General features: G+C 62.3%; 9 protein-coding genes. 5 read left to right on the forward strand and 4 right to left on the reverse strand.

Annotated elements, in window-relative coordinates; all coding sequences use genetic code 11:
• Position 1 precedes the first annotated feature (1 nt).
• Complete coding sequence (locus HWY45_RS28415) at positions 2 to 2,920, forward strand: FAD-binding and (Fe-S)-binding domain-containing protein (protein ID WP_081069826.1); 2,919 nt, start codon at positions 2 to 4, stop codon at positions 2,918 to 2,920.
• Between the two features lie 41 nt (positions 2,921 to 2,961).
• Here HWY45_RS28415 and HWY45_RS28420 read toward each other — a convergent pair whose 3' ends face one another.
• Complete coding sequence (locus HWY45_RS28420) at positions 2,962 to 4,089, reverse strand: J domain-containing protein (protein ID WP_059807590.1); 1,128 nt, start codon at positions 4,087 to 4,089, stop codon at positions 2,962 to 2,964.
• 253 nt (positions 4,090 to 4,342) lie between these two features.
• Here HWY45_RS28420 and HWY45_RS28425 point away from each other — a divergent pair, with 253 nt between their 5' ends.
• Together HWY45_RS28425 and HWY45_RS28430 are read left to right on the forward strand one after the other, a co-directional pair.
• The gene (locus HWY45_RS28425) at positions 4,343 to 5,494 is read left to right on the forward strand and encodes a branched-chain amino acid ABC transporter substrate-binding protein (RefSeq protein WP_059883479.1); all 1,152 of its coding nucleotides are present in this window, start codon (positions 4,343 to 4,345) and stop codon (positions 5,492 to 5,494) included.
• 198 nt (positions 5,495 to 5,692) lie between these two features.
• Positions 5,693 to 6,865, forward strand: a complete 1,173-nt coding sequence (locus tag HWY45_RS28430) for an NAD(P)/FAD-dependent oxidoreductase (RefSeq protein ID WP_059883478.1) — start codon at positions 5,693 to 5,695, stop codon at positions 6,863 to 6,865.
• Between the two features lie 327 nt (positions 6,866 to 7,192).
• On the opposite strand, the gene HWY45_RS28435 is transcribed toward HWY45_RS28430, so the two are convergent.
• From HWY45_RS28435 to HWY45_RS28440, 3 genes are read right to left on the reverse strand one after another with little or no spacing between them, the layout of a single operon-like run.
• On the reverse strand, positions 7,193 to 8,194 hold the full coding sequence (locus HWY45_RS28435) for a CBASS cGAMP-activated phospholipase (protein WP_059883476.1): 1,002 nt from the start codon (positions 8,192 to 8,194) through the stop codon (positions 7,193 to 7,195).
• A complete protein-coding gene (locus tag HWY45_RS37560) occupies positions 8,191 to 8,631 on the reverse strand; it encodes a type II CBASS E2 protein (protein ID WP_481967614.1) in 441 nt (146 codons plus the stop codon). The genes HWY45_RS28435 and HWY45_RS37560 overlap by 4 nt, the downstream gene beginning before the upstream one ends.
• On the reverse strand, positions 8,621 to 9,820 hold the full coding sequence (locus tag HWY45_RS28440; RefSeq protein WP_059883474.1) for a nucleotidyltransferase domain-containing protein: 1,200 nt from the start codon (positions 9,818 to 9,820) through the stop codon (positions 8,621 to 8,623). The genes HWY45_RS37560 and HWY45_RS28440 overlap by 11 nt, the downstream gene beginning before the upstream one ends.
• Before the next feature lie 120 nt (positions 9,821 to 9,940).
• Between HWY45_RS28440 and HWY45_RS28445 the strand changes: the two genes are divergently transcribed.
• Complete coding sequence (locus tag HWY45_RS28445; RefSeq protein WP_059655076.1) at positions 9,941 to 10,291, forward strand: helix-turn-helix domain-containing protein; 351 nt, start codon at positions 9,941 to 9,943, stop codon at positions 10,289 to 10,291.
• Positions 10,291 to 11,160, forward strand: a complete 870-nt coding sequence (locus tag HWY45_RS28450) for an ImmA/IrrE family metallo-endopeptidase (RefSeq protein ID WP_059883472.1) — start codon at positions 10,291 to 10,293, stop codon at positions 11,158 to 11,160. The genes HWY45_RS28445 and HWY45_RS28450 overlap by 1 nt, the downstream gene beginning before the upstream one ends.
• The last annotated feature ends 551 nt before the right edge of the window (positions 11,161 to 11,711 follow it).

Genomic DNA, 11,711 nt, shown 5'->3' on the forward strand with positions numbered 1-11,711 from the left:
CGTGAAGCGCGCGACTCCGATCGAAGTCGGGCAGGAACTGCTCGACACGCTGGCGGCCGACCTGCGCACCGCGGTGCGCGGCGAGGTGCGCTTCGATGCCGGCTCGAAGGCGCTCTATGCGTCCGACGCGTCGAACTACCGGCAGGTGCCGCTCGGCGTCGTCGTGCCGGCCGACGCGGAGGATCTCGTCGCGGCGCTCGGCGTGTGCCGGCGCTTCGACGTGCCGTTCCTCACGCGCGGCGGCGGCACGTCGCAGAACGGGCAGTGCGTGAACGTCGCGGTGGTTGCCGACACGAGCAAGTATTTCAATCGCGTCGTGTCGGTCGATCCGGACGCGAAGACGGCCGTGGTCGAGCCGGGCGTCGTCTGCGACGTGCTGCGCGACGCGGCCGAAGCGCACGGCCTCACGTTCGCGCCGGACCCGGCCACGCACAGCCGCTGCACGCTCGGCGGGATGATCGCGAACAACTCGTGCGGCGCGCATTCGGTGATGGCCGGCAAGACGGTCGAGAACGTCGAGGCGCTCGAAATTCTCACGTACGACGGCGCGCGCTTCTGGGTCGGCCCGACGCCGGAGCCCGAGCTCGACGCGATCATCGCGGCGGGCGGCCGGCGCGGCGAGATCTATCGCCGGCTGCGCGATTTGCGCGATCGCTATGCGGATCGCATCCGCAACGAGTTTCCGCAGATCAAGCGGCGCGTGTCGGGCTTCAACCTCGACCAGCTGCTGCCGGAGAACGGCTTCAACGTCGCGCGTGCGCTGGTCGGCACCGAAGGCACCTGCGCGGTCACGCTGCAGGCGAAGGTGCGGCTCGTGCACAGCCCGTCGTGCCGCGTGCTGCTCGTGCTCGGCTTTACCGACATCTTCACCGCGGCGGACGCGGTGCCGCACTACAACCGCTTCGCGCCGATCGCGATCGAGGGCCTCGACCGCGCGATCATCCGCGGGTTGCAGGCGCGCGGGCTGAAGGCCGACGAGATCGCGCTGCTGCCGCCGGGCGATGCATGGGTCGTGCTGGAGTTCGGCGCGGATACCGTCGACGCGGCGCTCGCGCAGGCGCGCGAAGCGGAAGCGTATTTCAACGGCGGCGGCGCGGGGCCGGACGTCAGCGGCTTCGTCGTCGCGGAGAAGGCGAAGCAGCAGAAGATCTGGTCGATCCGCGAAACCGGCGCGTCGGCTGTCGCGCTGTCGGTCGACCCGTCGAAGCCCGACCCGATCGCCGGCTGGGAGGACGCGGCCGTCGATCCGCTGCGGCTCGGCGATTACCTGCGCGCGTTCCAGGCGCTCGTCGACCGCTACGGCTACGAAACCTGCCTGTACGGCCATTTCGGCGACGGCTGCGTGCATGCGCGAATCACGTTCGACCTGCGCAGCGTGGAAGGCGTGCAGGTGTGGCGCGGCTTCCTGCGCGAAGCGGCGCAGCTCGTGGTCGACTTCGGCGGCTCGCTGTCCGGCGAGCATGGCGACGGCCAGGCGAAGGCCGAGTTCCTGCCGATCATGTACGGCCCGGAACTGATGCAGGCGATGGCCGAGTTCAAGGCGATCTGGGATCCGGCGAACCGGCTGAACCCCGGCAAGGTGATCAACGCGTATCGCGCCGACGAGAACCTGCGGCTCGGGCCCGCGTACAAGCCCGTGACGCTGCAGACGAAGCTGACGTTCGCCAGCCCCGAGGGCGACGGGATGCAGCGTGCGATCGAGCGCTGCATCGGCATGGGCAAGTGCCGCTCGCTCGACGGCGGCACGATGTGCCCGAGCTATCGCGCGACGCGCGAGGAGAAGTTCTCGACGCGCGGCCGCGCGCATCTGTTCTGGGAGATGCTGCAGGGCGACGTGATCAAGGACGGCTGGAACAGCCTGGAGGTGAAGGAAGCGCTCGACGCGTGCCTCGGCTGCAAGGGCTGCAAATCCGATTGCCCGACGCATACCGACATGGCGTCGTACAAGGCGGAATTCCTGTCGCACTACTACGAAACCCATCGCCGGCCGCGGCAGGCGATGTTCATGGGGAGGATCGGACAATGGGCGCCGCTGGCGAGCCGTTTTCCTCGGCTTATGAATTTTATGACCTCGACCCCGCCCTTGGCGCGTATCGGCAAGTGGATCGCCGGCATCGCGCCGCAGCGGGCGCTGCCGGCATTCGCGCCGCGCCCGTTCCGCGCGATCGCGAAGCGGCAGGGGATCGGGCAGCGCACGGACGCGACGCCGGCCCGCAACAAGGTCATTCTGTGGGTTGACACCTTCAACGAGCACTTCTCGCCGGACATCGCCGCGGCGGCGGCCGACGTGCTGACGCGGCTCGGCTTCGACGTCACGCTGCCGAGAAAGCGCCTGTGCTGCGGCCGGCCGCTGTACGACTACGGGCTGCTCGACGAGGCGCGTGCGCTGCTGCGCACCGCGGTCGACGAGCTCGCCGACGAGATCGGCGCGGGCGTGCCGGTCGTCGGGCTCGAGCCCGGCTGCCTGTCGGTGTTCAAGGACGAGCTGCTGAAGCAGTTGCCCGACGAGCCGCTGGCGAAACGCCTCGCCGCGCAGACGTTCCTGTTCTCCGATTTCGTCGCGCAGGCGGAGTTCGCGTGGCCGCAGCTCGACGCGGACGTGATCGTCCACGGGCACTGCCACCAGAAATCGCTGTTCGGGATGAAGGGCGAGACGGCGCTGCTCGACAAGCTCGGCGTGCGCTGGACGTTGCTCGACACCGGCTGCTGCGGGATGTCCGGATCGTTCGGCTTCAACGACGCGCATTACGACCTGTCGATGAAGATCGGCGAAGGCAAGCTGCTGCCGCTCGTGCGGCAGGCGAGCGACGATGCGATCGTCGTGACCAACGGCTTCAGCTGCCGCGAGCAGATCGAGCAGGGCGCGGGGCGCACGCCGCTGCATATCGCGCAGCTTGCGCAGCGGGCGCTCGGGGTGTGACGGAGGGCGTCGACGCCGCGCAAAGCGTCGACGCCCGCTCGTCAGAACGGCATCTCGTCGACCGGGAAGGCCGACTGCTGACGTTTCAGCTCCTTCAGCCAACGCTTCAGGCTCCCGAGGTCGTCGAACAGCGGCATCTCTTCCTTCAGACCGCGAATGTCCTGCTCGCGCCTGATGATTTCACGCGCGAGATTGAGCAACACCGTATCGGGAGAGACTTCGACGTACGGAGAAAGGCCGTAGGCGAACCTGAGGTGGGACTCCACATGCCGGATCTCCTGGTCGAGTTCGGCGACTTGTTCCTTGAGTATCTTGTTGTAGTGCTTCAAGCGATCTTCGCTGATTTGGTTGATCGCGTGCTGGTCGATGTGCTCGAGTTCGAGCTGCAATTCCAGCAGTTTCAGCAGATCGTTCCTGTCGTAGGCCTGGTTCACGCGTTGCATCAGCGAAGTCTTGCGCTCGCGCTCCAGCGGGTCGGGCTCCCGATCGGGATGCAGCGCGCTCGCGAGCTTGCGATAGACGTCACGGATCGACTGGCTCAGTTCGACCTGTTCGGCTTGCTGTTGCGACTCCTTCGCAAGCTGCTTCGCCGATTTTTGCCGTTCGGCCCGCCGCGCTTCCCGCGCCCGCTTGTTGGCCTCGTCCCGGGCCCGCTCTTGTTCCAGCTTCGCCCGAACGTGTTGCAGGACTTCGTCATGCGCGCTCATGTCGAGGTCGTCGTCGAGTTCGATGCCGAGCATCGCTTCCAGCTCGGCTTTCATCGTCGCGAATTCGGCGGCCATTTCGACGTCGTAGTCGGTGCCGCCATGCCGGTTGTAGATGGCCTTCAACCGCGCATCGGCGTTTGCGTCGAGCAAGTCGCCGGCGAGGTTGGCAATCAGCGTCGAGATCGTGCGTTGCTCGGCCTTGGTCAAGCCTTTCCGCTCGCTTGCCTCGTCGAGCCGGAAAGTCATCGTGGTGCGCAGCTCCGTCCACGCGCGTTCGAGCGGCAACAGCTCGTCGACATATCGCTTCTGGAACGCGGGCATGACGTGCTCCCATGCCGACAGGCGCTTGCGGCGCTTCTCGATTTGCTTGATCAGCGCGTTGAATGCCTTCTGCCCCTTGGACAGGACGGTCTTGCCGGAGTCCGACGCGATGCTGACGGACCGGCTGTTTGTGCGGGGCATGACGGTTCCTCTTGGTGGCTGCGGCGCATGAAACAAACGGCCATTCTAGCGCCTGAACAGCCGACGCCTGCCGCCTGCCGGATCGCGCGTTCGCCGCGACTTGATGACTATTGCTCACAACATAGTTCCGATATTTCGTTTGCTGCGCGGGTATTGGCTACCCACAATCGGCTCACCACTTTCGCGGTGAAAGGCGCCCGGAGACGGCGCCGCGCTGCGCATCCGCTTCCCCCCAGAACGAAGGAATGCCCCGATGAAGTTCCGAATTCGCTCCCTGTCCGGCGTGGCGCTTGCCGCGGCGATTCTCGCGCTCCCCACGGGCGCGGCCCTTGCGCAGGAAACGGTCGTCAAGGTCGGCGTGGCCGGCCCGCTGACCGGCGGCGGCGCCGCATACGGCAAGGACATCGAGAACGGCGTGCGCATGGCCGTCGACGAAGCGAACGCGACGCGCCCGACGATCGGCGGCAAGCCGGTGAAATTCGTCGTTGCGTCGCAGGACGATCAGAGCGACCCGCGCGCCGGCGTGCAGGCCGCGCAGCAGCTGGCCGATGCGCAGGTGGCGGTGGTGATCGGCCACTTCAACTCGGGCACGACGCTGCCGGCTTCGAAGATCTACGCGAAGGCCGGCATTCCGATGATCACGCCGTCGGCGACCAATCCGGAGATCACGCGCGCGGGCCTCGGCACCGTGTATCGCGTGATCGCGACCGACACGCAGAACGCCGGCAACGCGGGCACGTATGCGGCGACGGTGACGAAGGCGAAGCGGATCGCGATCATCGACGATCGCACCGCGTTCGGCCAGGGCGAAGCCGACGAGTTCGAGAAGGCCGTGAAGGCGAACGGCGGGACGATCGTCGCGCGCGAGTTCACCAACGACAAGGCCGTGGATTTCAGCGCGCAGCTCACGAAGGTCAAGAGCGTGAACGCGGACCTCGTGTTCTTCGGCGGCCTCGACGCGCAGGCGGCGATGCTCGTGAAGCGGATGCGCCAGCTCGGCATCAAGGCGCAGTTCCTCGCGGGCGGCGGCGTGATGAACGCGAACTTCATCCGGCTTGCCGGCGGCGCGGCGGAAGGCGCGTCGGTGTGGGAGTACGGGCAGCCGCTGTCGCGCCTCGAGAAGGGCAAGCTGTTCGAGACGAAGTTCAAGCAGAAGTACGGCGTCGACATGCTCGCGTATGCGCCGTTCGCGTACGACGCGACGTGGGTTGCGATCAAGGCGATGCAGAAGTCCAATTCGGCGAGGCCCGCGGATTTCAACGGCGCGCTGAAGGGGACGACCTACGACGGCATTACCGGCACGATCGCGTTCACGGAGACGGGCGACCTGAAGAGCCCGAGCTCGACGCTGTATGAAGTGAAGAACGCCGCGTGGCAGCCGGTTACGACGAAGTCGTCGAATTGAACTGAACGCGTGTGCGCGGAGACTTTCGCGGTGAGGCCGGACGTGCTGAAATACCGTGAGCGATCGGGTGCGATCGCGGTGCACGCCGGGCAGGCCGCGATGGTTTTCCGCCGGCGCTGTGCCGCGCGCGATGCGGCATGAACAACCTTCGGGCGTGGCCGGTTTGGCCGCGCCCTTTACGCGTAACTGGAGTCAGTCGTGAGTTCTCAAGTCGTCATCGTCGGCGGTGGTGTGATCGGCAGCTCGATCGCCTATTTCCTGCGCGCCACCGATCCGACGGTTTCCGTGACCGTCATCGAACGCGATCCCACCTATGCGAAATCGTCGTCGGCGCTGTCGGCCGCGTCGATCCGCCAGCAGTTCTCGACGCCGCTGTCGATCGAGATGTCGCTGTTCGGTATTGAGTTTCTGCGCACGATCGGGGAGCGGCTCGAAGTCGACGGCAATCGGCCGTCGATCGATCTGCATGAAGGCGGGTATCTGTTTCTTGCGACGCCGGCCGGCGATGCAACGTTGCGTGAGAATCACGCGCTGCAGACGAGGCTGGGGGCGGATATCCGGTTGATGGACGCGGGTGCGCTGCGGGCGAAGTTTCCTTGGTTGAATGTCGATGATCTCGTGTCGGGCGCGTATGGCGTGAGCGGCGAGGGGTGGTTCGACGGGTATGGGCTCGTGCAGGCGCTGCGCAAGAAGGCGCAGGCGCTGGGGGTGCGGTATGTGGCGTCGGATGTGACGGATGTCGTGCGTGATGGGCGGAAGGTTACGCATGTTGTCACGAGCGATGGTGAGCGCTATGCGTGCGATTCGATGGTCAATGCGGCGGGGGCTTGGGCACGGACGCTGTCGGCGATGATGGGGATTGATATTCCCGTTTATGCGCGGCGTCGCAGTATTTTCAATGTTTCGTCGCCGGCGAAGCTTGCGGATTGCCCGTTGTTGATCGATCCGACAGGGGTTTATTTTCGGCCGGAAGGGCGGACGTATATCTGTGGGACTTCGCCGAGTCCGGATAGGGATCCTGATGACTTGCCGCTCGATGAGGTCGATCATGATCTGTTCGATGAAGTGATCTGGCCGACGCTCGCGCATCGCGTGCCGGAGTTCGAAGCGCTAAGGGTGGAGAACTGCTGGTCAGGGTACTACGAGTACAACGTGTTCGATCACAACGCGATCATCGGGTATCACCCGGAACTCGATAACGTCGTGTTCGCGAATGGGTATAGCGGGCATGGGCTGCAGCAAGGGCCGGCGACAGGGCGGGGGGTGAGTGAGCTGATTCTTGGTGGGCGGTATGGAACGCTTGATTTGTCGTCGCTTGGCTGGGAACGGGTGTTGGAGAACCGGCCTATTGTCGAAAAGAACGTCGTGTAGTGCGAGCGGCGTGGCCGTCCTGTGTGGTGGACGGCACTCTCCTTGTGTCTCACTGATTGGCCCGACTGTGTCGGGCCTTTTTTTGTTTGCGGAGGGGTGATGCCGAATGGGGTAGGTGTCGTCTGCATTCGGCCACAACCCGCCGTTCACATGTATCGCCGATCGGACGTTCAGGCGTCGGCAGTGTCCCGTAACCGGCCGTCCGATTGTCAACGACGAGCGCTCCTTCACGGCCTTTTGCCGACATTGAGGAGGGCCGGGTTCTACGTCAGCAATGCGGCAGGTTGCTGACGGTGGCGGCATCGAGCAGCCGGACGGCCGTCCGCGCTATCCGTGCAGGAATGGAGTAAACGGATCAGTGGGTGCGTTCAGGAAATTCTGCATCAGCATAGGCAGCGCGTCGCGCGCGCATGCGGAGCCAAGACCGCGGAGCCGGTCGATCATCGATGTCTTGTCGAGGGAAAATTTGCCGTTGGCAACCTTCGGCTGATATCGGAAAACGCGCGGCGAAACCTCCGAATGGTTAGAGAGCAGGTACGCGGTGCCCATGGATCCGCGTGATTGGCCTTGCATGAAAAGCGCGGTTGACTTGAAAAGGAGATCCTTGTATCCCGAGTTCAGGGGGATGTCGATCAGCTCTTCGGTACATCCGAGGCTTAGGACAAAAAGCTCGTCGTCGCGCCAGTTGAGGACTGTGCGCGCTTCAACGGCGGCGACGCCGGTTGGATTGTTTGCCCAGATTCCTCCGTCAATGATCGGCGAGCCACTCGGTAACGCGTGTGCGCGGAAGTAGGTGGGGGCGGCTGCAGTTGCCAGCGCGACGTCCACCATCGTTTCTTTCCAGTCGACACGTAATCGTTCATGGTGCCGGGTTTTGAATACGTAAAGATCTTCCTTGTCTGCGTGATAGGCGGGGATGACCAGTCGTAGACGGCTGTCGCCCAGGACTCGCTGTCCGATCACGCTCTCGAGGGCGCCGCGCAGTTTTGCGGGGTCGTACTTGGGCCAGAACACTTGCTGCATGTTTCGTGCTGCGCCAGTGGATCGCATGGCGAACCTGCTCAGCCAGCTTCCAGCTTTCTCTTCGCGGAGCTGTTCGAAGATCGATGGCCCATGATCGACGTAGAAATTCACAATTTCTCGCGCGGTCATCCCCAGCCCCAGTCCAATCGCGATAATTCCGCCCGTTGACGTGCCGGCAACCAGGTCGAAGTGATCGGCGATACGGCGATTGGTAGCCTCTTCGACAGTCGCAAGAAACTCTGCGGCGAGGACGCCCTTGATACCACCACCGTCGATAGAGAGGATGCGTTTTTTCGAGTTCGTCATAGGTCGCCAGGGTGCTTTCCGCCCCCTTTCCAGTCATTGGTCAGAAGCCAGTCTTCGAAGTACATGAGCCAAAGTGCAGTCCACGGGACGATCGTGTCCGTCAACGAATGAACGGCGGACCACTCGCCCGAGCCAGGAAGGTAAAGGCATAACGAAAGAGGGGAGTTTGCGTAATAGACGTGCGGGAGCCGTCGCCCCGGGGCGAGGCTCTGGATATCCGGACTGAGCACGACGACGCGAGGAACATCCCCCTTTCTGTAGACAAGCCGAATATGGTAGCGACGTGAAATCGGTGACGGGCGAATGTAGAACTCCCAGGTCAGTGTCCCGTTACGGACCTGTCCTTTCCCACCGTCGAGACCGGCAGCGCGCAAGCGGAACCACTGCTGCGCGGGGGTAAGTCTCGTGGTAGGTGCGCGTCTCAAGTCAATCTCCAAAGAATGTGTTCGAGCGCACGGGAGTTGTCTTTCCGATTGCCTGAGTTGTCAGGCCAACCGAGGGGGCGAAGACGAGGGAGCCACTCGCACGCGCGACGTTCAGCGACCGGACATGCCCGCCCAGTGCTGCAATAGCCTGGTCCCGTGTAGCACCATAGGCCTTGGTCAAACGCTCGGCGATAACGTCCTGCCCCTCGAGCTTGATCAGCTCCGACAGATCCTCGAGCGCCTTCGCGTGCCAGGAAAAAAACGCCGTGGGCAGTCGTGGATCGTGATTCCATTTTTCGGCGAAGTTCTCACCCAGCGTGGCATCGTTGTCGATCCGATACTCGATGCGTTCGCCGCGATTGATGCGCTGGATAAAATCGGGCATGCGCGTGATGACGTCAACGATCAGTTCGTACATGTCGGCATATACGCTGTGCGTGATGCAGCGTTCGTACGAGTACGCAGCCAGCGTCGTGATAATCACGGAGATGGGTGCGAGCTCACGCGCAGCCGGCGCGGAGAATGCTTCATCCCGATGGCGCTTCAGGAGTTGAACGATGCGTTTGAGCGGCGGCTTCGACATCTGCTGCTCGGGGAAGCCTTGCACGGAGTCCGCCTTTGCGATTGCGCGGTCAAATGCGTACATGCGAGGACGCATCGCAGCGCGGCGTTCGAAGTTGGCGCAATACCCACGAGGGTTGGTGGCCTTCCAGGTCGCCAGCTTCCTGTCAGGAACAAGTTCGCCCCCATGGGCGCACATCTCGTTTGTGATCGCAGGCGTGATGTCGAGGTGAAACTCGTTGGCGTAGTTAATGCGCCAGCACCGTTGTTTCTCTTCCAGCTTGCCGTCGTACTTCCCATGTTCCTTGAGCCGATTTCCGACCAATGCCTTCACCGCTGCTGGCGAAGACTTTTCCGCGATGGTCGGTAGGAAGCACACGAGATCGACATCGAACTCGGCCTGGTTCAACGGCTTGACCGTCGTGCCCAATGCGATCGATCCTTGCGGGTAGATCAGGGCGCTGGAAAGAAAACTGTCCTCAGAACCGGCAAGCCAGTCGCCCACTGCTTCATAACGCTCCTGGGCTTGCTGATACCGGGACGTGGAGAGTTCAAGTTCATCGCACAGGCGGTCGAGCGTCTGAACGAGCAAACTACGTTTGTACGGCGAAAGCTCATGAATCTGACGATCGTTGTTCATACCCGTCCTTTGCCAGAAATGGGGACCGTGCTAAACTGAACTTGTCGAAATCGACAAGTTTCACATTCAGGCTAACCGTACTTGTCGACTTTGTCAAGTCCAAGTAGCTTTTATCGACAAATGGAAGATACTGCACGAAACATCTTCGCCGAGCGGCTGCGGCACGCTCGCGAAAGCCTTCGCCAGCTCACGCAGAGCGAACTCGCCGAGCGGGCTGGCTTGCCATCGACCTCCATCTCGCATTTTGAGAATCCGAACGGGACGCGAAAGCCGTCCTTCGACAATCTACGGCGGCTTTCCAAGGCGCTGGATGTCACTACTGACTATCTACTTGGAAGGACCGAGGATCCAGTCGGGGCGAGCGTTAACGACTCGCTGTACCGGGACGTCCAGATGCTTAATGAAGCAGATAAAGAATTTGCGAACCAGATGATCCGGCAATTGGCCGAACGACGAAAACGGGAGGAGTGATGGGGGATGCCTCGTTGCGCGACGCAGAGCAGTTAGCCGAAAAGGTAGTCAGCGATTTTGGTTTAACCTTGCCGGTCGACGTGGTCGAACTGGCGCGAAATCACGATATTCTGGTGGAGGCAAAGCCTTCGATTGCAGCTGGGGTATCGGGCATGTTGATCCGGCACGTCAATGACTTCGCCATCGGCTATGCGACTCATGTGCGCAATGAGGGATTCCAACGTTTCAGCATCGCTCACGAGCTAGGCCATTTTTTTCTGCCCGGTCACCCCGAGCATATTTTTAGTGAAGGCAGGACCTTGCACGAATCGCGTGCGGGTTTCGCCTCCGGCGATCCGATAGAACTTCAGGCAGATCACTTTGCCGCAGGTCTGCTGATGCCATCGTCGCTTTTTGCGAAGGAGGCCGGTAAATACTCGGACGGCTTGGGCGCGATCGAGAAGCTGGCGGAAGTCTGTAAGACCTCTCTCACCGCGTCAGCAATCCGCTATGCGGAAGTAACTGACGCCGCAATCGCTGTTGTTGTAAGTTCGCGCTCGTCGGTTGATTACAGCTTTCTTTCCCCGGCGATGTTGAAGATCAAGGGGCTTACCTATCTCAAGAAAGGGGCCGTGCTACCTCGCGATTCGCTGACTCGTGATTTCAATCAAACGGCGGACAACATAGGTTCTACCAGGCGCGTCGATGGCGAAACCGATCTGCAGTCGTGGTTTCGAAGCGACGGCGAATTTGATGCATGGGAAGAAGTGGTTGGTCTCGGGATGTACGGAAAAACGCTAACGGTTATTACCGCTGAAGTCCCAGGCGACAATGAGAACGAGGATGGTGGACGGGGATGGGACGAGCCGAAGTTTAGCTACAGGAGATAACAGAGATGATTGCCGACTCGTGGAAGACGGACGAGCGCACTCTTGGATGAGGCCGCCTGGGTCTCCTGAAACTGCATTCATCCCGTGCGCCGACAGTTCCTGTGGCCGCTCGTATTTGGAACCGGTGATGCTGCTAGCGCACCCACATATGAGCTGAATGGGTTCGGTAGTGTGAGTCCGCCGATGTCGGAAGCTGCCGTTCGGCGGTTCGATGCCGCCACTGTCAGCAATCCGCGACACTGGTGACGTACAGCCCAGTTCGAACTAACGGCAGCTTTGGCCGATGATCCGACGGCAGATGTGCCCGGGCGAGTGGCCGTTGCAGCCAACTAGCTGCCGTCGAAGCGTCACTGGGCTGAGTGTCGGTTGAGGGTCGATTGCGGCCGGCCGTGTGCGACTGCAGTCGGCCAGTTTGAGCAATTCGGTGAGCCTATCCGAATGTTTGTGTGTGAGGCATAAACTGATGGCCAAGGAGCCACGTTATGCCACGCAAACGCAAGGAAGAAGTGACGATTGAACCGGGCAAGGGCTTGAACCTGGACCCGGAACTG

Source organism: Burkholderia stagnalis (assembly GCF_902830275.1).
GTDB classification, from domain to species: Bacteria; Pseudomonadota; Gammaproteobacteria; order Burkholderiales; family Burkholderiaceae; genus Burkholderia; species Burkholderia stagnalis.